16 protein-coding genes are annotated in these 22,783 nt (G+C 72.8%); 5 read left to right on the plus strand and 11 right to left on the minus strand.

Annotation, left to right across the window (positions count from 1 at the left end; genetic code table 11):
• Window positions 1-47: 47 nt before the first annotated feature.
• From ACFWI4_RS20130 to ACFWI4_RS20160, 7 genes are all read right to left on the minus strand, one after another.
• Window positions 48-887 carry an HpcH/HpaI aldolase/citrate lyase family protein gene (locus ACFWI4_RS20130; RefSeq protein ID WP_385402390.1) on the minus strand — a complete coding sequence of 280 codons (840 nt, stop codon included), beginning with the start codon at window positions 885-887 and terminating at the stop codon, window positions 48-50.
• A complete protein-coding gene (locus ACFWI4_RS20135) occupies window positions 884-2,086 on the minus strand; it encodes a CaiB/BaiF CoA transferase family protein (RefSeq protein ID WP_387197911.1) in 1,203 nt (400 codons plus the stop codon). Before ACFWI4_RS20135 ends, ACFWI4_RS20130 begins: the two co-directional genes overlap by 4 nt.
• Complete coding sequence (gene rbsK / locus ACFWI4_RS20140) at window positions 2,083-2,976, minus strand: ribokinase (RefSeq protein ID WP_387197914.1); 894 nt, start codon at window positions 2,974-2,976, stop codon at window positions 2,083-2,085. The genes ACFWI4_RS20135 and rbsK overlap by 4 nt, the downstream gene beginning before the upstream one ends.
• Window positions 2,973-4,337, minus strand: coding sequence for an ADP-ribosylglycohydrolase family protein (locus tag ACFWI4_RS20145; protein WP_387197917.1), 1,365 nt, complete (start codon window positions 4,335-4,337; stop codon window positions 2,973-2,975). The genes rbsK and ACFWI4_RS20145 overlap by 4 nt, the downstream gene beginning before the upstream one ends.
• On the minus strand, window positions 4,325-5,494 hold the full coding sequence (locus ACFWI4_RS20150) for an ADP-ribosylglycohydrolase family protein (RefSeq protein WP_385402381.1): 1,170 nt from the start codon (window positions 5,492-5,494) through the stop codon (window positions 4,325-4,327). Before ACFWI4_RS20150 ends, ACFWI4_RS20145 begins: the two co-directional genes overlap by 13 nt.
• Window positions 5,495-5,501: 7 nt before the next feature.
• Complete coding sequence (locus ACFWI4_RS20155) at window positions 5,502-6,803, minus strand: ADP-ribosylglycohydrolase family protein (RefSeq protein ID WP_387198009.1); 1,302 nt, start codon at window positions 6,801-6,803, stop codon at window positions 5,502-5,504.
• A 383-nt stretch (window positions 6,804-7,186) separates the two neighbouring features.
• A complete protein-coding gene (locus ACFWI4_RS20160; RefSeq protein ID WP_387197920.1) occupies window positions 7,187-8,332 on the minus strand; it encodes an ADP-ribosylglycohydrolase family protein in 1,146 nt (381 codons plus the stop codon).
• 272 nt (window positions 8,333-8,604) lie between these two features.
• On the opposite strand from ACFWI4_RS20160, the gene ACFWI4_RS20165 reads away from it, so the two are divergent.
• From ACFWI4_RS20165 to ACFWI4_RS20175, 3 genes are all read left to right on the plus strand, one after another.
• Complete coding sequence (locus tag ACFWI4_RS20165; protein ID WP_385402376.1) at window positions 8,605-9,336, plus strand: VIT1/CCC1 transporter family protein; 732 nt, start codon at window positions 8,605-8,607, stop codon at window positions 9,334-9,336.
• Window positions 9,337-9,730: 394 nt separating this feature from the next.
• Entirely contained in the window at window positions 9,731-14,347 is a 4,617-nt protein-coding gene (gene gltB / locus ACFWI4_RS20170; protein WP_387197923.1) for a glutamate synthase large subunit, read from the plus strand.
• Window positions 14,340-15,800, plus strand: a complete 1,461-nt coding sequence (locus tag ACFWI4_RS20175; protein WP_387197926.1) for a glutamate synthase subunit beta — start codon at window positions 14,340-14,342, stop codon at window positions 15,798-15,800. Before gltB ends, ACFWI4_RS20175 begins: the two co-directional genes overlap by 8 nt.
• Before the next feature lie 164 nt (window positions 15,801-15,964).
• Here ACFWI4_RS20175 and ACFWI4_RS20180 read toward each other — a convergent pair whose 3' ends face one another.
• Window positions 15,965-16,861: a chitosanase gene (locus ACFWI4_RS20180; RefSeq protein WP_387197929.1), complete on the minus strand. Its 897-nt coding sequence runs from the start codon at window positions 16,859-16,861 to the stop codon at window positions 15,965-15,967.
• 108 nt (window positions 16,862-16,969) lie between these two features.
• The gene (locus ACFWI4_RS20185) at window positions 16,970-17,890 is read right to left on the minus strand and encodes a rhomboid family intramembrane serine protease (protein WP_387197932.1); all 921 of its coding nucleotides are present in this window, start codon (window positions 17,888-17,890) and stop codon (window positions 16,970-16,972) included.
• Between the two features lie 213 nt (window positions 17,891-18,103).
• Here ACFWI4_RS20185 and ACFWI4_RS20190 point away from each other — a divergent pair, with 213 nt between their 5' ends.
• Together ACFWI4_RS20190 and ACFWI4_RS20195 are read left to right on the plus strand one after the other, a co-directional pair.
• The gene (locus ACFWI4_RS20190) at window positions 18,104-18,823 is read left to right on the plus strand and encodes a vWA domain-containing protein (RefSeq protein WP_387197935.1); all 720 of its coding nucleotides are present in this window, start codon (window positions 18,104-18,106) and stop codon (window positions 18,821-18,823) included.
• Between the two features lie 81 nt (window positions 18,824-18,904).
• Window positions 18,905-20,626, plus strand: a complete 1,722-nt coding sequence (locus tag ACFWI4_RS20195; RefSeq protein ID WP_387197938.1) for a cytochrome bc complex cytochrome b subunit — start codon at window positions 18,905-18,907, stop codon at window positions 20,624-20,626.
• On the opposite strand, the gene ACFWI4_RS20200 is transcribed toward ACFWI4_RS20195, so the two are convergent.
• Window positions 20,598-21,590: an acyl-CoA dehydrogenase family protein gene (locus ACFWI4_RS20200; RefSeq protein ID WP_387197941.1), complete on the minus strand. Its 993-nt coding sequence runs from the start codon at window positions 21,588-21,590 to the stop codon at window positions 20,598-20,600. The two genes, ACFWI4_RS20195 and ACFWI4_RS20200, sit on opposite strands and share 29 nt — an antisense overlap.
• On the minus strand, window positions 21,590-22,735 hold the full coding sequence (locus ACFWI4_RS20205; protein WP_385402356.1) for an acyl-CoA dehydrogenase family protein: 1,146 nt from the start codon (window positions 22,733-22,735) through the stop codon (window positions 21,590-21,592). Before ACFWI4_RS20205 ends, ACFWI4_RS20200 begins: the two co-directional genes overlap by 1 nt.
• Window positions 22,736-22,783 lie beyond the last annotated feature (48 nt).

Genomic DNA, 22,783 nt, shown 5'->3' on the forward strand with positions numbered 1-22,783 from the left:
GGCGTCCCGGGTGTGCCGCCCCGGAAGCCCGTCCCGGGTGTGTCGTCTCAGGCCAGGCGCTGGGCGAGGGCGAGGGTGCGGCGGGCGCCCGTGACCACCGCCGCGTCGACGAACCGGCCGTCCGGCAGGGCCTGCGCCCCCGGGTCGGCCGCGGCCGCCCTGACGACGGCCTCGGCCGAGTCGACCTCGGCCGGGGTGGGAAGGTAGGCCCGCTCGATGATCGGGAGCTGGCGGGGGTGGATCGCCGCGCGCCCGAGGAAGCCGAGGGCGCGGCCGCGCGCGCAGGACGAGGCCAGGCCCTCCACGTCGCGGATGTCGGGGTAGACCGACTGGGCCGGCGGGGGCAGCCCCGCCGCCCGCGCGGCCACCACCAGCCGGGCCCGGGACCAGTCGAGGCCCGCCTCGTCACGGACGCCGAGATCGGCCCGCAGATCGCTCTCGCCGAGCGCGATCCCGCGCAGCGCGCGATGGGACGAGGCGATGGAATAGGCCTGCTCGACGCCCAGGGCCGTCTCCAGCAGGGCGTAGAGCGGGATCGTGCCGCCCTCCGCGGGGGTCGCGTTCTCCGCCACCCGCATGACGTCGCAGCGCGAGGTCACCTTCGGCAGCCGCAGACCGGACAGACCGCGCAGCGGCGAGAGCGTCTTCAGGTCGGCGTCGCAGAAGGGTCCGTCGAGGGCGTTGACGCGGACGTGCACGGGGACGGGCGGCGTCTCGGCGAGCAGGTCGGCGGTGGCGGAGCGGGCGTACTCCTTGCGGTGCGGCGCGACCGCGTCCTCCAGGTCGACGAGGACGACGTCCGCACCGGAGACCAGCGCCTTGGCCACCACCTCGGGACGGTCACCCGGCGCGTAGAGCCAGGTCAGCGGCAGGAGGTCCGCGGTCACAGCGCGCCCTCCGCCCGCAGCCGCTCGATCTCCGGCGCGGTCAGGCCGAGTTCGCCGAGCACGGCGTCGGTGTCCGCTCCGTGCGGGCGGCCCGCCCACCGGATGGCGCCGGGCGTGGCGGAGAGCCGGAAGAGGACGTTCTGCATGCGCAGCGGGCCCAGCTCGGGATCGTCGACGCTGGTCACCGTGTCCAGGGCCTGGTACTGCGGGTCGGTCATGATGTCCCGGACGTCCTGGACGGGCGCGATCGCCGCCTCGGCCTTCTCGAAGGCGGCGAGGACCTCGTCCCGGGTGCGTTCCGCGATCCACGCGCCGACCGCGCCGTCCAGGACGTCGGCGTGGCGGGCCCGGTCGGCGCCGGTCGCGAACCACGGCTCGTCGATCACGTCGGGCCGGCCGACCAGCCGCATCACCCGTTCGGCGATGGACTGCGCCGACGTCGAGACCGCGACCCAGGAGCCGTCGGCCGTGCGGTAGGTGTTGCGGGGCGCGTTGTTCGCCGAGCGGTTGCCGGTGCGCGGCTGGACGTGGCCGAGCTGGTCGTACCAGATCGGCTGCGGGCCGAGGACGGTCAGGATCGGCTCGATGATCGCCATGTCGACGACCTGGCCCTCACCGGTGCGGTCGCGGGCCCTCAGCGCGGTCATCACGGCGTACGCGGTCGCCAGCCCGGCGATCGAGTCGGCGAGGCCGAACGGGGGCAGGGTCGGCGGCGCGTCGGCCTCGCCGGTGATCGCGGCGAAGCCGCTCATGGCCTCGGCGAGCGTGCCGAAGCCGGGGCGGTGCGCGTACGGGCCGAACTGGCCGAACGCGGTGACCCGGGCGAGGACCAGCCGGGGGTTGGCCGCGGACAGTTCCGCCCAGCCCAGGTCCCACTTCTCCAGGGTGCCGGGACGGAAGTTCTCGATGATCACGTCGGCGCCGGCGGCGAGCCGGAGCAGGGTGTCCCGGCCGCCGGGCTTCGACAGGTCGAGGGTGATCGTGCGCTTGTTGCGGCCGAGGAGCTTCCACCACAGGCCGATCCCGTCCTTCGAGGGTCCGTGCCCCCGGGACGGGTCCGGCTGGGCGGGGTGTTCGACCTTGACGACCTCCGCGCCGAAGTCGCCGAGCATGGTGGCGGCGAGCGGCCCGGCGAACAGGGTCGCGAGGTCCAGGACGCGCAGCCCGTCGAGGGGGCCGCCGCCGTCGGGCCCGTTCACGCGCCGGCCTGGGTGTCGATCTCGGAGCGGTAGGGCATCGAGGAGGTCGCCCCGTGCCGCTGCACCGACACCGAGGCGGCCGCCGACGCCCACACCATGGCCTCCGACATCTCCCGGCCCTCGGCGAGCGCCACCGCCAGGGTGCCGACGAAGGTGTCGCCCGCCGCGGTGGAGTCGACGGCGGTCACCTTGGGCGCGGGCACCGTGATGGGTTCGGCGCCCCGGGTCGCGTACAGGCTGCCCTCGGCGCCCAGGGTGACGACGACCTCCGGGACCTGTTCGAGCAGTGCCGCGGCGGCCCCGCGCGGGTCGGTGAAGCCGGTGAGTGCGGCGGCCTCGTGCTGGTTGGGCACCAGCAGGTCGATGTTGGACAGCAGTTGGGGTGAGAGGAACTGGGCGGGGGCCGGGGTGAGGATCGTCCGGACGCCGTGTCTGCGGGCGGCCTCCGCGCCGGCGAGCACGGCCTCCAGGGGGATCTCCAGCTGGAGCAGGAGCGCGTCGGCGCTGGCGATGAGGCCCTCGTCGCCGGGGGCCAGCGCGGTGACGGTGCCGTTGGCACCGGGGATGACGACGATCGCGTTGCCGCCCTCGTCGTCCACCACGATGTGCGCGGTGCCCGAGGGTCCCTCGTTGGTCCGCAGATGGTCGGTGTTCACGCCGAAGTGCTCCAGCGTGGAACGGAGTTGGCTGCCGAAGGAGTCGGCGCCCACCGCGCCGATCAGGGAGACGTCGGCACCCGCGTGCGCGGCGGCCACCGCCTGGTTCGCGCCCTTGCCGCCGGGGATCGTACGGAACTCCCGTCCCGTCACGGTCTCTCCGCGCTGCGGGGCCTTGGCGACATACGCGACGAGGTCCATGTTCGTGCTGCCGAGCACGGCGATGTGGGTCATGGGCGAACGGTCTCCCGTTGTGTGAGGTGGGCGAGGGCGTCGAAGCCGATGCCGTCGAAGTCGGCGACGGAGGTGGCGAGCCGGTTCTTGAGGGGGCCGGTGAAGCGGCCGGGCAGGGCGGCGGGGTCGCCCGTGAGCAGACCGGCGACGCTTCCGGCGGTCGCGCCGTTCGAGTCGGTGTCCAGGCCGCCGGACACCGCGCGGCAGACCGAGCCGGCGAAGTCGCCGTCCGCGTGGGTGAGGGCGGCGGCGATCAGCGCCGTGTTCGGGACGGCGTGGACCCAGTGGCAGTCGCGGTGGACGGCGTGCAGTTCGTCGACGACCGTCGCGAAGTCCTCGGTCGTACGGGCCAGCCGGACGGCGTGGCGGACCGCGCGGGCCAGCCGGGATCCCGGCGGCACGACCCTCAGCCCGGTGCGCAGACAGGCGTGGACGTCACCGCCTCCGCCGGCCGCCTCGGCGATCACGGCGGCCGTGAACATCGCCGCGTAGACGCCGTTGGCCGTGTGGGTGAGGGCGGCGTCGCGGTACGCCTGTTCGGCGGCCCCCGCCGGGTCGCCCGGGTTGGTCCAGCCGTGCACGTCCGCGCGGATCAGGGCGCCGATCCACTCGCGGAACGGGTTGTGCCGGCGGGCGGTGTCCGGGGGTTCGACACCGGCGAGGAGGTTGCGGTAGGCGACGCGTTCCGCGGTGAAGGTGCGGCCGGCCGGGAGTTCGTCGAGCCACAGCCGGGCCACGTCCGCGGTGGTGAAGTCCCGGCCGTGGCGCTGGAGCAACAGCAGGTTCAGGAGCGGGTAGTTGAGGTCGTCGTCCTCCGGCATGCCGTCGATGTTCTCGGCCAGCGAGGTGGCGGCCGACCGCCGGTTCCAGGGGTGGGCGTCCAGCAGTTCCCGGGGGACGCCCCGCGCGGTGAACCAGGAGTGCAGGGGCCAGTTGCCGGAGGCCCGGGCGAGGGACCGGATCGCTTCGAGGGGGAGTTTCTCCACGGGTTTGCCGAGCAGACAGCCCACGGCCCGCCCCAGCCAGGCCGCTTCCAGCCGGGCCGGTCCCGGAGCGGGTCCCGGCGCGAACCGCGGGGGCGGCCAGTCGGGGCACCGGTCCTTGATCAGGGTCAGGTCCGTCGGTTCGTCGTCCGCCAGTCTGCCGGGCAGGGCGGCGAGTTCGTCGAGCAGCACGAGCGCCAGCCGGCGCAGGGACGGCGAGGCCGGGGCCGCCGACGCCCCCGCCCGCAGCGGTGCGGTCCGTCCGCCGGACGCGTACCAGCGGGCGGCGATCGGGGACGGGTCCCGGCCGTCCTGGACGGCCTGGTTGAGCTCGTGGCCGAGGAGGTCCTCGGGCTGGACCCAGGTCAGCCGGAGCACGGCGCCCCCGTCAGCGCGGCGTACGCCGCCTCGTGGGCCCGGCGGCGGCGGACGTCACGGTCGAAGATCTCCCGGGTCACCTCGGTCAGCGTACGGGCCGGTGCGTCCAGGTCCAGACGGCTGGACTCGGCCACCGTCTTGGCCCAGTCGTGCGGGACCTCGGAGCCGAGCGCGCCCGCGAGGGCGCCGGCCATGGTGGCGATGGAGTCGCAGTCGCGGCCGTAGTTGACCGAACCGAGGACCGCGTGCCGGAAGTCGCCGCCCGCCACCACCAACATGCCGAGCGCGACGGGCAGTTCCTCGATGGAGTGGAGCCGGGAAGGGCGCCGGGCGCCGAGGGAGGGGGAGCGGTAGTCGGGGCCGACCGTGTCGAAGGGGGCCACGGCCCGGCGCAGCGGTTCGAGCGCCGACTCGAAGTCGCGGTGGCGCGCGGCGACTTCGCACACCGCCTCGACGGCGGCCCGGGTGCCGTCCTTGGCCAGCGACAGACAGGCGGCGACCACCGAGTCCGGGGTCGCGCCGGGGGAGCAGGCCGCCGCCACTCCCGCCGCGAAGACGCCCGCGGCCTCGCGCCCGTACGAGGACTGGTGGGCGCCCGCGATGTCGAGCGCCTCGGCGTACGCGCCCGCCGGGTTCCCCGCGTTGACCAGGCCGGCCGGCGCCATGTACATCGCGGCACCGCAGTTGACGATGTTGCCGTTGCCGGCCTCCCGGGGGTCCACATGGCCGTAGTGGAGGCGGGCGACCAGCCACTTCTCGGCGAGGAACACCCGCTGGAGCGGCAGCGCCTCGGCCTCCAGCTCCGGGATCCAGCGGGGGGCCGTCATCAGGTCGGGGACGAGGTGCTCGGCGACCGCGTAGGCGTCGAGGTGGTCGCGGACCTCCGCGTACACCCGTACCAGCGCGTGGGTCATCAGGGTGTCGTCGGTGACGTGTCCGTCGCCCTTGTGGTACGGGGCGATGGGGCGGGCGGTGCGCCAGGCGTCGCCGTTCCAGGGGCCGACGACGCCGTGCACGCGTCCGCCGTGGCGTTCCGCGATCTGCTCGGGGGAGTAGCCCTCGACGGGGCCGCCGAGGGCGTCGCCCACCGCGGCTCCCACGAGGGCTCCGGCGATCCGTTCGTCCAGGGTTCCCGTTCCTTCACCTTTGGGCGTCATGCCCGAATCATCCCTCCGGGGCGGCCAGTTCCGGGGAATCGAGCGGGTCGGCGAGTCCTGTCGCCTCCAGGAGTTCGGCGAGCCCGATGAGATCCGTGCCGGTCAGCCGGGGCAGCGCGCAGCCGGACAGGGTGCGGCAGGCGTCGCGCCAGGAGGCGGGGATCGCGGCGCCGCCGCCGAGTGCGCCGGTCAGGGCCCCGGCCAGGGCCGGCGCCGAGTCGGCGACCCGGGACAGACAGGCGGCGGCCGGTACGGCCTCGGCGATCCGGCCGCGCGCGGCCAGCGCCAGCGCCAGGGCGACGGGGACGGTCTCGGCGGCCGCGATCCCGTAGCTGTAGACGTGGTCGACGATCCGGTGTTCGAGGAGCGGGACCAGGGCGAAGGCGCTCTCGCTGTCCCGGGCCAGCGCGAGGGCGTCACGGGCGTTGCGGCCGATCTCCGTGGCGGCGGGCAGCTCGGCCAGGGCCGCCTCCACACAGGCGCCGACGTCGTGCCCGGCGACGGCGAGGGAGAGGGCGGCGGCCATGGCCCGGGCGCCGTGCACCCCGTCGCCGTCCTGGGTGTAGCGGGCGTCGAACTCGGCCAGCTCCGCGGCGAGTCGGGGGGCTCCCGGGTGGGCCACGGCGAGCACGCAGGCCCGTACGCAGGCCGCGTCGTCGAAGTAGTGGGGGTTGTCGTGACCGGTGGCGGGCGGGCGCAGTCCGGTGGCCAGGTTGCCGAGTCCGGCGCGTACGGAGATCCGGGCGCGCAGCGGGAGCACGGCGGACTCGACCTCGGGGGCGCGGTCCGCGGCGGCGGCGACCTCGCTGGCGACGGCGTTCCAGGACAGGTCGATGGACGCGCGCATCCGGCGGTCCAGGCTCAGGTCGCCGAGCGCCGCGGTGTCCCCGGCCCGCAGGACGGCCTCCGCCGCGAACGCCGCCCACTCGGCGTCGTCCGAGGGGCCGAGCCGCAGCGGTTCCGGCGGCTGGTTCAGCGCGATGGGCACGGGCAGGGTCGTCGTCGCGTTCTGCTCCGCGAAGGTGTCCAGTTCGCGGGTCAGCCGCCGGGTCCACTCGGGCATCCGCGCGGCCCGGTGCCGGGCGGCCGGCCATCCGGCGGCGTCGCCGGCGGCGAGTCCGAGCAGCAGCCCTTCCACGCGGCGCGCACCGGCCGTCCCGCCCGGAGTGGTCCCCGGCTCCCTGACCAGGACCTCGGCCCGCCCGGGTCCGGACCGCTCCACGACCGGTCCGCCCCCTCCGTGCCCGCCGCCCGTCAGAAGCGCGACGGCCCGCACACCCGCGAGGAACCCCCCGGCGACCAGCGCCATGGGCCGGGCTCCGGAGGCCGGTGCGGGCCGCGCACCGGGTTCCGCTTCCGGGGTGGGCGGAACGGGTTCCCTTTCCGTGGTGAGTGCCGCGGCCTCGGTCTCGGCCTTGCGTGGTACGGGCCGTGCGGCCGGGGCGGACGCCGTGGAATGCGCCGGGGCGAGGAGAGTCTCGGGTTCCGTTTTTCCGGTGTCCGCCGTGGTCCGTGCTCCGACGGTGAGGAGCGTCGGTCCGGTGTCCGCGGCCGGGGGCGCCGGTGCCGTGACGGCGGGCCGGGTCGGTTCGAGGGTGCGGGCCGGGGCGGGCGGCAGGCCGTCCGGGGCCGCCGCCGACGCGGCGCCCTCGCCCGGTGCCGGGCCGGACTCGTCCCCGGCCGGGCCGGGCCTCATGACCGCACCCCGAGGGCGTCCGTGTCCGCGTCCGAGGGCACCCCGTGGGCGAAGGAGTACGGGTCCCGGCGGGCGTCCGGCGCCCCGGCCCCGTACGAGGACTCCGGGACGGGGGGTACCCGGCCCCCGGCGCCCCACTTCTCCCCGTTCTCCGGGATCAGGAGCTCCGCCACGTCCAGGACGTGGTGCCCCTCCATGGAGGGCAGGCAGCTGCCGCGGGCCGGACCGATGGCCGCCGCCCACTCCACGGGGATCGCTCCGGCCCCCCTGGCCGCGCCGGCCAGCGCCCCGGCCACCGCCGCCGTCGTGTCGGCGTCGCGGCCCATGTTCACCGCGGTCAGGACCGACTCGGTGAACTCCCCGTCCGCCGCCGCGTACGCGCCGAAGGCGAGCGCCACCGCCTCGGGGGCCAGGTCGGTCCACGGGTAGCCGCCGATCACGACCGCGGAACGCACCGCGCGTTCGCCGCGGTGCGCCACGGCGACGGCGCGCCGCAGCGAACGGGCCGTCCAGGAGTCGTCCGGGACGACCGCGAGCGCCGAGGCGACGACCGTGGCGGTGGAGGCGCCCGTCATCGCGGCGGCCACCCCGGCCGCGACCGCCTGGCCGCCGTAGATGCCCTCGCCCTCGTGGCTCACCGAGCCGTCGATCGCCACCAGCCGCGCCGCCTCGGCGGGCCGCCCGGCCGCGAACACGCCGAAGGGGGCCGCGCGCATCGCCAGACCGTCGCTCCAGGCGTGCCGGTGCTGGGCGGAGATCGGCGCCGCGAGCCCCCGCCGGAGGTTCTCCAGCGTGCCCCGCTCGCTGAACCCGGCGCCGCGGAACGGCCCCTCGTCGCGGTCCGCGATCCACTGGTGCCAGGCCGACTCGACGTGCGCGACCGTCAGCGCCGATCCGTGCCTGGCCAGCAGCAGCCCCGAGAAGATCGCGTACTCGGTGTCGTCCGTCCCGGCCGGACGCTCGGCGACGTACCCGGTGATCCGGCCCCACCGGGCCCGGATCTCCGACGGCTTCATGTTCTCGGCGGGCGCGCCCAGCGCGTCCCCGACGGCGAGTCCGAGCAGCGCGCCGCGGGCCCGGTCGCGGAGATCCGCGGAGTGCCCTGACGCCGGGACCGAGGGAATGCGGGCGATGGAAGCCATGGGTGCTTCTCCTCTCAGGGCTCCTGCCGGCGCGCGGAATGCGCGCGCGGAACCCCTTTGCGGATCTGTGCCACGTTGGCGGTTGACAAGAGCCTCATGGGCCTCACTGTCACCCGGTCGACATATGTGCATGACATGCCACGGATGAGCGCCGAGAGGTAAAAGCGCAGGTTAGCCCAGCCTTTCCTTGCTGGCGGCGGGGAATGTCACGGCGTACTTTCAGAGTTGTCGAAAAGTGGAAGCAGTCCAATCAAGCACTCTGGGGGACCGGTATGGCGATCATCGAGACCGAGGCGGCGCTGCATGTGGCGCACCGGGACAACCACACCCACCGCGACGTCAACGGCGGCTGGCTGCGCCCCGCCGTGTTCGGCGCGATGGACGGCCTGGTCTCCAACCTCGCCCTGATGACCGGCGTCGCCGGCGGCTCCGTCACCCAGCAGACGATCGTCATCACCGGACTCGCGGGCCTCGCCGCCGGAGCCTTCTCCATGGCTGCGGGCGAGTACACCTCCGTCGCCTCGCAGCGCGAGCTCGTCGAGGCGGAACTCGACGTCGAGCGGCGTGAACTGCGCAAGCACCCCAAGGACGAGGAGCGCGAGCTGGCCGAGCTCTACGAGGCCCGTGGCGTCGAGCCCGACCTGGCCCGCGAGGTCGCCCGGCAGCTCTCCCGCGACCCCGAGCAGGCGCTGGAGATCCACGCGCGCGAAGAGCTCGGCATAGACCCCGGCGACCTGCCCTCCCCGGCCGTCGCCGCCGTGTCCAGCTTCGGCTCGTTCGCGCTCGGCGCGCTGCTGCCCGTACTGCCGTACCTGCTGGGCGCGACCGCGCTGTGGCCGGCCCTGCTGCTCGCCATGATCGGGCTCTTCGCCTGCGGTGCCGTCGTGGCCAAGGTGACCGCGCGGTCCTGGTGGTTCAGCGGACTGCGGCAGCTCGCTCTCGGTGGCGCCGCGGCCGGTGTGACGTACGCCCTCGGCAGTTTGTTCGGCGCGGCCGTAGGATGAGGCCTCGATCACCTATGCACGGGACTGCATAAGTAATTGTTACCCGGCGGTTTCGATTCCGTGGCTGCTGGGAATGAGCCGTAAGCGCCGCGGGCAATGACGCCCGCGCCGCATCCCACGCGGCGGATCACGATCTCCTCCGCGAACCGGACCGATGGTCATCGATCTGTCCGCTCAGGTCCCATACCTTCCACCGCTGAAGCCCGATACCCCCGGCGCGGCTCCCGCGGTGTCCGCATGTTGGAACGCAGTATCCGGTTCCCGAGAACCACTCCATCATGTAACCTGCACGAAATTTTGCACCAGCAGAGGGCCAGAGTCGTCCCTCGGCAGTTGTCTCCCCAGCGCCCGAGAGCCTGGGAGACCCCCCGCCCCGACGACGACGGGAGAGCCGATGCGTACGCCGCGCCAGCCGTCCCAGCACTCCACGAACGACCGGAAGTGGTCCTTCATGGATGCTCGCCCTGCTGCCCAGGGTATGTACGACCCCCGCAACGAGCGCGACGCCTGCGGCGTCGGCTTCGTGGCCACCCTCACCGGCGAGGCGAGCCATGCGCTGGTCGAGCAGGCGCTCACCGTTCTGCGCAACCTGGAGCACCGCGGTGCCACCGGTTCCGAGCCCGACTCGGGCGACGGCGCCGGCATCCTGTCCCAGGTTCCGGACGCCTTCCTGCGCGAGGTGACCGGATTCGAACTTCCCGCAGCCGGTACGTACGCGGTGGGCATCGCCTTCCTCCCGAACGACGGCACGGCCGACGCCGTCTCGCGGATCGAGACGATCGCCGCCGAGGAGGGCCTCACCGTCCTCGGCTGGCGCGAGGTCCCGGTCGCCCCCGAGCTCCTCGGCGCCACCGCCCGCTCGACGATGCCGGCCTTCCGCCAGATCTTCGTCACGGACCAGGCGAGCGAGGGCATCGCCCTCGACCGCACCGCGTTCGTGCTGCGCAAGCGCGCCGAGCGCGAGGCCGGGGTCTACTTCCCCTCGCTGTCCGCCCGGACCATCGTCTACAAGGGCATGCTGACCACCGGCCAGCTGGAGCCCTTCTTCCCGGACCTGTCCGACCGCCGCTTCGCCTCCGCGATCGCGCTCGTGCACTCCCGGTTCTCCACCAACACCTTCCCGAGCTGGCCGCTCGCCCACCCGTACCGCTTCGTCGCGCACAACGGCGAGATCAACACGGTCAAGGGCAACCGTAACTGGATGGTCGCCCGCGAGTCCCAGCTCACCTCGGACCTGTTCGGCTCCGCCGGCGACGGGCGCGGCGGCGACAAGGGCCTGGAGCGGATCTTCCCCGTCTGCACCCCGGACGCCTCCGACTCGGCCTCCTTCGACGAGGTGCTCGAACTCCTGCACCTCGGCGGCCGCTCGCTCCCGCACTCCGTGCTCATGATGATCCCGGAGGCGTGGGAGAACCACGACTCCATGGACCCGGCCCGGCGCGCCTTCTACCAGTTCCACTCCACGATGATGGAGCCCTGGGACGGCCCGGCCTGCGTCACCTTCACCGACGGCACCCAGGTCGGCGCGGTCCTCGACCGCAACGGACTGCGCCCCGGCCGCTACTGGGTCACCGACGAGGGTCTCGTCGTCCTCGGCTCCGAGGTCGGCGTCCTCGACATCGACCCCGCGCGGGTCGTCCGCAAGGGCCGCCTCCAGCCCGGCAAGATGTTCCTCGTCGACACCGCCGAGCACCGCATCATCGAGGACGACGAGATCAAGGCCGCCCTCGCCGCCGAGAAGCCGTACGCGGAGTGGCTGGAAGCCGGCGAGATCGAGCTCTCCGACCTGCCCGAGCGTGAGCACATCGTGCACACCCACGCCTCGGTCACCCGCCGCCAGCAGACCTTCGGTTACACGGAGGAGGAGCTGCGGATCATCCTCGCGCCGATGGCCAAGGCCGCCGCCGAGCCGATCGGCTCCATGGGCACCGACTCGCCGATCGCCGCGCTCTCGCAGCGCCCGCGTCTGCTCTTCGACTACTTCACCCAGCTGTTCGCCCAGGTCACCAACCCGCCGCTGGACGCGATCCGCGAAGAGCTGGTCACCTCCCTGCGGTCCTCGCTGGGCCCGGCGAGCAACCTGCTGGAGCCGACGGCCGCCTCCTGTCGCAGCGTCACCCTGCCCTTCCCGGTGATCGACAACGACGAGCTGGCCAAGCTCATCCACATCAACGCCGACGGCGACATGCCCGGCATGAAGGCCGCGACCCTGTCCGGCCTGTACCGGGTCTCCGGCGGCGGCGACTCCCTCGCCGCCCGTATCGAGGAGATCTACGCCGAGGCCGACGCCGCCATCGAGAACGGCGCCCGCCTGATCGTCCTGTCGGACCGTCACTCCGACGCCGAGCACGCGCCGATCCCCTCGCTGCTGCTCACCGCGGCCGTCCACCACCACCTCATCCGCACCAAGCAGCGCACCCAGGTGGGCCTGCTGGTCGAGGCCGGCGACGTCCGCGAGGTCCACCACGTCGCCCTGCTCATCGGCTTCGGCGCCGCGGCCGTCAACCCGTACCTCGCCATGGAGTCCGTCGAGGACCTGGTCCGCGCCGGCACCTTCCTCCAGGGCATCGAGCCCGAGCAGGCCATCCGCAACCTGATCTACGCCCTCGGCAAGGGCGTCCTGAAGGTCATGTCCAAGATGGGCATCTCGACCGTCGCCTCCTACCGCGGCGCCCAGGTCTTCGAGGCCGTCGGCCTGGAGCAGGCCTTCGTCGAGAAGTACTTCAACGGCACCGCCTCCAAGATCGGCGGCGCCGGTCTCGACGTCGTAGCCAAGGAGGTCGCCGCCCGCCACGCCAAGGCCTACCCGGCCTCCGGCATCGCGCCCGCGCACCGCGCCCTGGACATAGGGGGCGAGTACCAGTGGCGCCGCGAGGGCGAGCCGCACCTGTTCGACCCCGAGACGGTTTTCCGCCTCCAGCACTCGACGCGCTCCGGCAGCTACGAGATCTTCAAGAAGTACACCGGCCGCGTCAACGAGCAGTCCGAGCGCCTCATGACGCTGCGCGGCCTGTTCGGCTTCACCTCGGACCGCCCGTCGATCTCCGTCGACGAGGTCGAGCCCGTCTCCGAGATCGTCAAGCGCTTCTCCACCGGCGCCATGTCGTACGGCTCCATCTCCCAGGAGGCGCACGAGACCCTCGCCATCGCCATGAACCAGCTGGGCGGCAAGTCCAACACCGGTGAGGGCGGCGAGGACCCGGAGCGCCTGTACGACCCGGCGCGCCGCTCGTCCATCAAGCAGGTCGCCTCCGGCCGCTTCGGCGTCACCTCCGAGTACCTGGTCAACGCCGACGACATCCAGATCAAGATGGCCCAGGGCGCCAAGCCCGGCGAGGGCGGCCAGCTGCCCGGCCACAAGGTCTACCCGTGGGTGGCCAAGACCCGTCACTCGACCCCGGGTGTCGGTCTGATCTCCCCGCCGCCGCACCACGACATCTACTCCATCGAGGACCTCGCCCAGCTGATCCACGACCTCAAGAACGCCAACCCGAAGGCCCGCATCCACGTGAAGCTGGTCTCCGAGGTCGGCGTCGGCACGGTCGCGGCCGGTGTGTCCAAGGCCCACGCGGACGTCGTGCTCATCTCCGGCCACGACGGCGGAACCGGCGCCTCCCCGCTCACCTCGCTCAAGCACGCGGGCGGCCCCTGGGAGCTCGGCCTCGCCGAGACCCAGCAGACCCTGCTGCTCAACGGCCTGCGCGACCGCATCGTCGTGCAGACCGACGGCCAGCTCAAGACCGGCCGCGACGTCGTCATCGCCGCGCTGCTCGGCGCCGAGGAGTTCGGTTTCGCGACCGCGCCGCTCGTCGTCTCCGGCTGCGTCATGATGCGCGTCTGCCACCTCGACACCTGCCCGGTCGGCATCGCCACCCAGAACCCGGTGCTGCGCGACCGCTTCGCCGGCAAGGCCGAGTACATCGTGAACTTCTTCAAGTTCATCGCCGAAGAGGTCCGCGAGATCCTCGCCGAGCTCGGCTTCCGCAGCATCCAGGAGGCCGTCGGCCACGCCGAGAACCTCGACGTGGAGCGCGCGATCACCCACTGGAAGGCGCAGGGCCTGGACCTGTCCCCGCTCTTCTACGTGCCCGAACTGCCCGAGGGCGCGGCCCTGCACCAGGTCATCGAGCAGGACCACGGCCTGGAGAAGGCGCTCGACAACGAGCTCATCAAGCTCGCCGCCGACGCCCTGGCCGCCGACTCCGCGACCGACGCGCAGCCGGTCCGCGCCCAGGTCGCGATCCGCAACATCAACCGCACCGTCGGCACCATGCTCGGCCACGAGGTGACGAAGAAGTTCGGCGGCGCGGGCCTGCCCGACGACACCGTCGACATCACCTTCACCGGCTCGGCGGGCCAGTCCTTCGGCGCCTTCCTCCCGCGCGGTGTCACGCTGCGCCTGGAGGGCGACGCCAACGACTACGTCGGCAAGGGCCTCTCCGGCGGCCGGATCGTCGTCCGCCCCGACCGGGGCGCCGACCACCTCGCCGAGTACTCCACCATCGCGGGCAACACCATCGCCTACGGCGCGACCGGCGGCGAACTGTTCCTGCGCGGCCGCACCGGCGAACGCTTCTGCGTCCGCAACTCCGGCGCGCTGGTGGTCTCCGAGGGCGTGGGCGACCACGGCTGCGAGTACATGACCGGCGGTCACGCGGTCGTCCTCGGCGAGACCGGCCGCAACTTCGCGGCCGGCATGTCCGGCGGCATCGCCTACGTGATCGACCTCGACCGCGACAACGTGAACGTCGCAAGCGTCGACGCCGTCGGCGAACTCGACGACGCCGACAAGCAGTGGCTGCACGACGTCGTGCGCCGTCACGCCGAGGAGACCGGCTCCACGGTCGCCGAGAAGCTGCTCGCCGAGTGGCCCACCGCCGTGGACCGCTTCAGCAAGATCATCCCCAGCACGTACAAGGCAGTGCTCGCCGCCAAGGACGCCGCCGAGCGAGCCGGACTCGACGAGTCCGCGATCACCGAGAAGATGATGGAGGCGGCGACCAATGGCTGATCCCAAGGGCTTTCTGAACCACGGCCGTGAGGTCGCCAGGTCCCGGCCGGTCCAGGAGCGTCTCAAGGACTGGAACGAGGTCTACGTTCCGGGCTCGCTGCTCCCGATCATCTCCCAGCAGGCCTCGCGCTGCATGGACTGCGGCATCCCGTTCTGCCACAACGGCTGTCCGCTGGGCAACCTGATCCCCGAGTGGAACGACTACGCGTACCGCGAGGACTGGCAGGCCGCCTCCGAGCGTCTGCACGCCACGAACAACTTCCCGGAGTTCACGGGCCGCCTGTGCCCCGCTCCGTGCGAGTCGGCGTGTGTGCTCGGCATCAACCAGCCCGCCGTGACCATCAAGAACGTCGAGGTCTCGATCATCGACAAGGCGTGGGACAGCGGCTCCGTCGCGGCCCAGGCCCCCGAGCGCCTCTCCGGCAAGACCGTCGCCGTCATCGGCTCCGGCCCGGCCGGTCTCGCCGCCGCCCAGCAGCTCACCCGCGCCGGTCACACGGTCGCGGTGTACGAGCGGGCGGACCGCATCGGCGGTCTGCTGCGCTACGGCATCCCCGAGTTCAAGATGGAGAAGCGGCACATCAACCGCCGCATCGAGCAGATGCGCGCGGAGGGCACCCGCTTCCGCACGGGCATCGAGATCGGCCGCGACCTCAAGGCGACGGACCTGCGCAAGCGGTACGACGCCGTGGTCGTCGCCGCCGGTGCCACGACCGCCCGCGACCTGCCCGTCCCCGGACGCGAGCTGAGCGGCATCCACCAGGCCATGGAGTACCTGCCGCTGGCCAACAAGGTGCAGGAGGGCGACTTCGTGGCGCCCCCGATCACCGCCGAGGGCAAGCACGTCGTGGTCATCGGCGGCGGCGACACGGGCGCGGACTGCGTGGGCACCGCCCACCGCCAGGGCGCGGCCTCGGTCACCCAGCTGGAGATCATGCCGCGGCCGGGCGAGGAGCGGAACGCGGGCCAGCCCTGGCCGACGTTCCCGATGCTCTACAAGGTCACCTCCGCGCACGAGGAGGGCGGCGAGCGCGTCTACGCGGTCTCCACCACCCACTTCGAGGGCGACGAGGACGGCAACGTCCAGTGGCTCCACCTGGTCGAGGTAGAGTTCACGGGCGGCAAGCTGAACCAGAAGCCGGGCACGGAGCGCAAGATCCCCGCCCAGCTGGTGACGCTGGCGATGGGCTTCACCGGCACGGACGTCGAGAACGGTGTGGTCTCCCAGTTCGGTCTGGAGCTCGACGAGCGCGGCAACATCGCCCGCGACGCCGACTTCGCGACCAACGTCCCCGGAGTCTTCGTCGCCGGTGACGCGGGCCGCGGCCAGTCCCTCATCGTCTGGGCCATCGCGGAGGGCCGTTCGGCCGCCCGCGGTGTCGACCGCTTCCTCACCGGAGCGAGCGACCTCCCGGCCCCGATCCGCCCGACGGACCGTTCGCTGACGGTCTGACCCATGGATGCGTGACCTGACACGGTCACTCGAGAACGTCCCGCACAAAGGCGTGCGGAACACGAGACGGCGCCTGCCTCACTGTCCCCGACCGGACGCCCTGGCAGGCGCCGCCGCATGTCCGCACACGGTTCCTCCAGGGCACGTGGAACGGGCCGGGCCGGCTACGGCACGCGGTACGTCTCGCCGTACACCTGCCACTCCAGCGGTGTGTCCAGGCCGAGGTTCCCGGCCTCCAGGAACCGGCGCTGGGCGGTGTCGATGCGGGTGGTGTCACGGTCCGGGTTCCCCGACCTCATGACCGCGCGGCGCACGTCCAGGAAGACGGAGAGGTACGTCTTCTCGTCGCCACCCTCGGACGGCGGCTTCGCCTCGCGCACGGCCCGGTCGCGCAGCCCGTAGAAGCCGTCGGCGCCGGTACCCGGACCGTGCATCACCATGGCGTCGTAGTAGATGAACTGGCCGAGCGTGCCGAGTCCGTCGAGCTTGGCGCGCCGGACCGCGGGATCGAAGTACACCAGGTCGCGTTCGTGGTCCTCGGCCTCGCGGAACGCGGGGAGCGTGGCCTCGTGGCGCCAGGCCGCGGGGAAGCCCGGGTCCAGGCCCTCGTGCGAGTCCGTGCCGTCGACCGCGCGCAGGGCCGGGAGATAGCGGGCGAGCCCGTTGCCCGGGTGCTGCGCGGTGTAGCGCTCGACGAGGGTGAGCAGGTCGTGGGTGCCGGTGCAGAAGCCGATGACGCCGGCCGTGTAGCCCTGGCCGTCGCCGATGTCCTCGATGTAGCCGTACGCCGAGCGCCAGTCCAGCGTGGAGTTCTCGGCGCTCGCCACGATCTCCTGCGCGAGCTCCTTCTTGCCCGGGGCGGCGAGTCCCGCGGGCGTGCCGGCGACGGCCGCGTCCCGGTCCGCCCGCGCCACCCCGGCCGTGCTCGTCGCCCGGGACTGCGCCACCGGCGGCCGGCCCGCCTTGGCGTCGGCCGCGGCGCGCCCGGGCGTGGTGCAGGAGACCGCCGCCGTGATCAGCACGGGGGCGAGGGCGAACAACAGGAAACCCGCACGTTTCATGTCGGACAGGGTACGCAGCCCCCGGCGTACGGGCGGGGACGCCGGGCGGCCCGAACACGCGTCCCCCGCCCCACCGTTCACCCGCCGGCTCCGTCCCTCGGGGGCCCGTTACGCGGTGCCCGCCTTGAGCGCCGACACCTTCAGCACCGTGAGGACCACCAGCACGGCGAGCAGCGCCACGCACACGGAGGCCTGGACCAGCGCGCGGCGGGGGCCGCGGGGAGCGTACGCGTAGGCCGCCGTCACGAGTCCGCCCGCGAGCAGTCCGCCCAGGTGACCCTGCCAGGACGTGACCCCCGCCGAGATCAGGAGCCAGATCAGCAGGCCCGCCATGAACCGGTTGACGCCGCTCATGTCCGCCCCGAGCCTGCGGGCCATCACGTAGTAGGCGGCACCGATGCCGAAGATCGCGCCCGAGGCGCCGACCGTCTGGTCGTTCGGCGCGATCAGCAGCACGAGGACCGAACCGCCGAGCGCGGAGAGCAGATACAGCGCCAGATAGCGGACCCGGCCGAGCTGCGCCTCGACGGTCCGCCCGATGTTCCACAGCGCGAACATGTTCATCACGATGTGCGCGATCCCGAACGTGCCCTCGGTGGGCGGCAGATGAAGGAACGCGCCGGTCAGCAGCCGGTACCACTCACCGGCCACCACGCCCTCAGGGTGGTAGAAGGCGGGGTGCACGCTGTCCCAGAGGTAGTGGTTCCCGTCCGGGTCCGCCAGGCCCGCGCCGAGCATCGCGAACCGGTCCACGAACGAGGAGCGCACCAGCTCGGCCAGATAGGCCAGCACGTTCAGACCGATGAGGACGTACGTGACCGCCGGGACCGCCGAGATCCGGCCGCCGAAGGCCGTCCGGGCCTGCCGGATCGACCTCGCGCCCTCCTTCACGCACTCCACGCACTGATGACCCACGGCCGCCTCGCGCATGCAGCCCGGACATATGTAGCGGTCGCAGCGGGTGCAGCGCACATGCGACTCCACCTTGGGGTGGCGGTAGCAGGTGGTGACGGCGGACTCGGACTCCACGGCCGGCTCCTCGGAACGCAAGGGGAAAAAGGGGAAGGTGAGCCGGTGGGGACGGCGATGATCAAACTATCCAACGGACCCTCCGCTGGGGAACGGCCGGGGCGGGGATCCTTGGCCCCGCCGGGCGTGGAACGCCGGTGCCCGCCCTGCGGAGCGACCGGCACCGTCACGTAATCTCGTCGTTCCGCAGTCCTCGCACCACGGGAGACCCGCATGGCCGGAATCAGCCTCACGAAGATCGAGGAGACCGCGCCCGCGCTGGTGGGCGCCTACAAGAGCGCCGGGATCAGCCTCACCAAGAACGGGCTGAGCGGGCAGCGCGCCGCCGTGTACCTCGTGGTCGACTACTCGGGTTCGATGAAGCCGTACTACGACGACGGCAGCGTGCAGGCCCTGGCCGACCGGGTGCTCGGCCTGTCCGCCCACCTCGACGACGACGGCACCGTCCCGGTCGTCTTCTTCTCCACGGACGTCGACGCGGTCACCGACATCGCCCTCGACAACCACCGGGGACGGATCGAAGCGATCGCGGCCGGACTCGGGCACATGGGCAGGACCAGCTACCACCTCGCGATGGACGCCGTCATCGACCACTACCTCGACAGCGGCTCCGACGCCCCCGCCCTGGTCGTGTTCCAGACCGACGGGGGGCCGATCAACAAGCTCGCCGCCGAACGGTATCTGTGCAAGGCGGCCCGGCTGCCGATGTTCTGGCAGTTCATAGGCTTCGGCGACCGGGGAAGCAAACAGTTCGACTTCCTGCGCCGGCTCGACGACCTGGCCGTGCCGCAGAAACGGGCCGTCGACAACGCGGGCTTCTTCCACGCCGGTTCGGATCCGCGCGAGGTGAGCGACGGGGAGCTGTACGACCGGATGGTCGCCGAGTTCCCGCACTGGCTGGCGGCGGCACGGGCACGGGGGATCCTGGCCTGATCCTCCCAACGCCCGTCAGGGGACGCCCCGTTGGCTTCGCCGGGCCGGCGTGCCACCCTGGTGGGCCGAGGGGAGCGGCGAATGGGCGCACGAGAGATCGACTCCGGCAGGGCCGCACGGACTTCGGCGAACGGGGCACCCGGGGGCGGGAGTCCGGGGGACACCGGCCCCGAGGGGACCTTACGGGCCCGGCGCGGGCCGGAGACCGGCAAGGGGGAGCGGCTCGCCGACTGGGCCGACGGACGCCTCGGCGTCTACTCGCTCGCCAAGGCCAACATGCGCAAGGTCTTCCCGGACCACTGGTCGTTCATGCTGGGCGAGATCTGCCTCTACAGCTTCCTCGTCCTGATCCTCACCGGCGTCTATCTCACCCTGTTCTTCGAGCCGAGCGGCGTCGACGTCGTCTACCACGGCTCCTACGGGCCGCTGAACGGCATCGTCATGACCCGGGCGTACGAGTCCACGCTCGACATCAGCTTCGACGTGCGCGGCGGACTGCTCATCCGCCAGATCCACCACTGGGCGGCGCTGGTCTTCCTCGCCGGGATGCTCGTGCACATGATGCGGGTGTTCTTCACCGGCGCGTTCCGCAAGCCGCGCGAGGTCAACTGGCTGTTCGGCTGGACGCTGTTGATGCTCGGCCTGCTCACCGGACTGACCGGCTACTCGCTGCCCGACGACCTGCTCTCCGGCACCGGCGTCCGCTTCGCCGACGGCGCGATCCTGTCGATCCCCGTCGTGGGGACGTACCTCTCCTTCTTCCTCTTCGGCGGGGAGTTCCCCGGGCACGACATCATCTCCAGGTTCTTCCCCATCCACGTCCTGCTGCTGCCGGGCGTCATGCTGGGACTGGTCGTCGCGCATCTGATCCTGGTCTTCTACCACAAGCACACCCAGTACCCGGGGCCGGGAAAGGGCGAGAAGTCGGTCGTCGGGATGCCGTTCCTGCCCGTCTACATGGCCAAGGCCGGCGGCTTCTTCTTCCTGGTCTTCGGCGTCCTGGCGATCATGGGCGCGATCGCCACCATCAACCCCGTGTGGGCGTTCGGCCCCTACCGGCCCGACCTGGTCACCACCGGCGCACAGCCCGACTGGTACCTCGGCTTCTCCGAAGGACTCATCCGCGTGATGCCGGGATGGGAGGTCAACGCCTTCGGACACACCCTCCAGCTGGGCGTCCTCATCCCCTTCACGCTGTTCCCGCTCGTCATGACCGCCATCGCCGTCTACCCGTTCGTCGAGGCCTGGGTCACCGGCGACGAGCGCGAGCACCACATCCTGGACCGGCCGCGCAACGTCCCCACCCGCACCGCCCTCGGCGTCGCCTGGCTGACGCTGTACGCCGTCCTGCTGGTCGGCGGCGGGAACGACCTGTGGGCCACCCACTTCCATCTGTCGATCAACGCGATCACCTGGTTCGTCCGCGTCGCCGTCTTCGCCGGACCCGCCCTCGCCTACGTCCTCACGAAACGGATCTGCCTCGGCCTCCAGCGGGCCGACCGCGACAAGGTGCTGCACGGACGCGAGTCCGGCACGATCAAGATGCTGCCGCACGGCGAGTACGTCGAGGTCCACGAACCCCTCACCCCGGCCCAGCGGTTCACCCTCACCCAGCACGAACAGGCACCGCCCTACGAACTGGGCCCCCTCGTCGACGCCAACGGCGTGGCCCGCCGCGCCGGCCCCGCCCGACGCCTGCGCGCCCGGCTCGCGCGCGCCCTGTACGGGCCCGGCACCCGCATCCCCAAACCCACGGCCGAGGAGTACCGGGAGCTCACGAGCGGGGACGACCACCACCACTGAGACCGGCCAGCGCCTCGGCCCTGCACTCGGCCGGGGTGCCCCAGGCCGGCCGCAGCGAGCGGGCCCTGGCGAACCACAGGGACAGGTCGTACTCGGCCGTGTAGCCGATCGCGCCGTGCAGCTGCAACGCGGCCCGCGCCGTGGCGTACGCCGCCTCGCAGGCCGTGACCTTCGCCGCGGCCACCTCCGCCGGATCCATCGACAGCGCGGCCCCGAACAGCAGCGGACGCGCGAACTCCAGGGCGATCAGCGCGTCCGCGAGCCGGTGCTTGACCGCCTGGAACGAACCGACGGGAACACCGAACTGGGTCCGCTGCCCCACGTACGCGACGGTCCGCGCGAGCAGCGCGAGCCCCACCCCGAGGGCCTGGGCCGCGGTCGCCAGCCGTGCCCACGTCAGCGCCCGGAGCGCGGCACGGGCGACCTGCGGACCCGCGGCCAGCAGGTCGCCGCCGCCCTCCGCGGGAGCGAACCGGCGCGAGCGGTCCATGGACACCCGCACCCGGCCGTGGCCGGGCGCGAGCCACAGCTCCCCGCCGTCCACCGCCAGCAGCACCCCCGCCGCGTCCGCGTCGAGCGCCGGAGCGCCGTCCAGGGCGAGGGTGGCCAGGCTCTTGCCCGAGGCCAGCCCCGGCAGCAGCCGCTCGGCCGGACCCGGATCGTCCAGCCCGCCCAGCAGGACGGCCGCGGCGACCGTCTCCACCACCGGACCCGGCACCGCGTGCCGCCCCAGCTCCACGAACGCCACAGCCAGTTCGACCGGAAGCGGCCCCACCCCCTCGTACTCCTCCGGGACCGCCAGCGCGAACACCCCCGCCTCCGCCAGCCGCGACCACAGGGCCCGCCCCGGCGCGTGGTCCCCGAGCGCCCACGCCCGCACCGCCGACGGCGTGTCCGAGGACCCCAGCATCGCGTCCAGGGAGGCGGCGAAGGCCCGCTGTTCGGCGTCGAGGAGGAAGCGCATCAGCGGCGGCCCTTCGGAAGGCCGAGCAGCCGCTCGGCGATGATGTCGCGCTGGATCTCGTTCGTGCCCGCGTAGAGGGGACCCGCGAGCGCGAAGACATACCCCTCGCACCACCCGGTGTCCGCCGAGTCGCCCTCGGCGCCCAGCAGATCGAGGGCCGTCTCGTGCAGCGCCAGGTCCAGCTCCGACCAGAACACCTTGTTCAGGCTCGACTCCGCCCCGACGCCCTCCCCTTCGAGCATCCGGGAGGCATGGCCGTACGCGAACAGCTGATAGGCGCGCGCCCCGATCACCGCGTCGGCCACCCGCTCGCGCAGCGCCGAATCACCAGGGTCGCCGTGCGCGTGCCACAACGCGGCCAGCCGGTCCGCGGCCGCCAGGAATCGGCCCGGTGAACGCAGCGTCAGACCGCGTTCGTCGCCCGCCGTCGACATCGCCACCCGCCAGCCCCGGCCCGGCTCGCCGATCACGTCCTCGTCGGGCACGAACACGTCGTCCAGGAACAGCTCGGCGAACGCCGGCCTGCCGTCCAGCCGCCCGATCGGACGGACCGTCACCCCCGGCGCACGCAGGTCGAACATCAGGTACGTCAGGCCCTGATGGGGCTTCGCCGTGCCCGTCTCACTGCGGAACAGGCCGAAGGCGCGGTCCGCGAACGCGGCCCGCGACGACCACGTCTTGTGCCCCCGCAGCAGCCAGCCGCCCTCCACCCGCACCGCTCGCGACCTCAGCGAGGCCAGATCCGAACCCGCCTCCGGCTCCGACCAGGCCTGCGCCCACACCACCTCGCCCGTCGCCATCGGGGGCAGCACCCGCGCACGCTGCTCCGCGGTGCCGTGCTCGAACAGGGCCGGCGCGAGCAGGCTGACCCCGTTCTGCCCGACCCGGCCCGGGGCGCCCGCCGCGTGGTACTCCTCCTCGAACACCAGCCAGCGCACCACGTCCGCGTCCCGGCCGCCGAACTCCGCCGGCCAGGACACCACCGACCAGCGGTCCGCCGCCAGTTCGGCCTCCCACGCGCGATGCGCGGCGAAGCCCCGCGCGGTCTCCAGGGAGGGCAGCGGAGCCGCCGGGACGTGCGCGTCCAGCCAGGCACGGGCCTCGGCGCGGAACGCCTCGTCGGCGGGGGAGACGGTCAGATCCATCGGCGGGCACCTTCCGGCAACCTTCCCTAACAAGTGTTTGGTAGGTTA

This window comes from Streptomyces sp. NPDC127038 (assembly GCF_042725875.1).
GTDB lineage: Bacteria > Actinomycetota > Actinomycetes > Streptomycetales > Streptomycetaceae > Streptomyces.

Bases quoted from the DNA above. Each gene is read 5' to 3' on its own strand.
- ACFWI4_RS20160 (WP_387197920.1), bottom strand. From the start codon at position 8,332: ATGGCTTCCATCGCCCGCATTCCCTCGGTCCCGGCGTCAGGGCACTCC.
- ACFWI4_RS20150 (WP_385402381.1), bottom strand. From the start codon at position 5,494: ATGACGCCCAAAGGTGAAGGAACGGGAACCCTGGACGAACGGATCGCC.
- ACFWI4_RS20200 (WP_387197941.1), bottom strand. From the start codon at position 21,590: ATGCGCTTCCTCCTCGACGCCGAACAGCGGGCCTTCGCCGCCTCCCTG.
- ACFWI4_RS20165 (WP_385402376.1), top strand. From the start codon at position 8,605: ATGGCGATCATCGAGACCGAGGCGGCGCTGCATGTGGCGCACCGGGAC.
- ACFWI4_RS20195 (WP_387197938.1), top strand. From the start codon at position 18,905: ATGGGCGCACGAGAGATCGACTCCGGCAGGGCCGCACGGACTTCGGCG.
- ACFWI4_RS20155 (WP_387198009.1), bottom strand. From the start codon at position 6,803: ATGGCGCTGGTCGCCGGGGGGTTCCTCGCGGGTGTGCGGGCCGTCGCG.
- ACFWI4_RS20205 (WP_385402356.1), bottom strand. From the start codon at position 22,735: ATGGATCTGACCGTCTCCCCCGCCGACGAGGCGTTCCGCGCCGAGGCC.
- gltB (WP_387197923.1), top strand. From the start codon at position 9,731: ATGCGTACGCCGCGCCAGCCGTCCCAGCACTCCACGAACGACCGGAAG.
- ACFWI4_RS20180 (WP_387197929.1), bottom strand. From the start codon at position 16,861: ATGAAACGTGCGGGTTTCCTGTTGTTCGCCCTCGCCCCCGTGCTGATC.
- rbsK (WP_387197914.1), bottom strand. From the start codon at position 2,976: ATGACCCACATCGCCGTGCTCGGCAGCACGAACATGGACCTCGTCGCG.
- ACFWI4_RS20190 (WP_387197935.1), top strand. From the start codon at position 18,104: ATGGCCGGAATCAGCCTCACGAAGATCGAGGAGACCGCGCCCGCGCTG.
- ACFWI4_RS20175 (WP_387197926.1), top strand. From the start codon at position 14,340: ATGGCTGATCCCAAGGGCTTTCTGAACCACGGCCGTGAGGTCGCCAGG.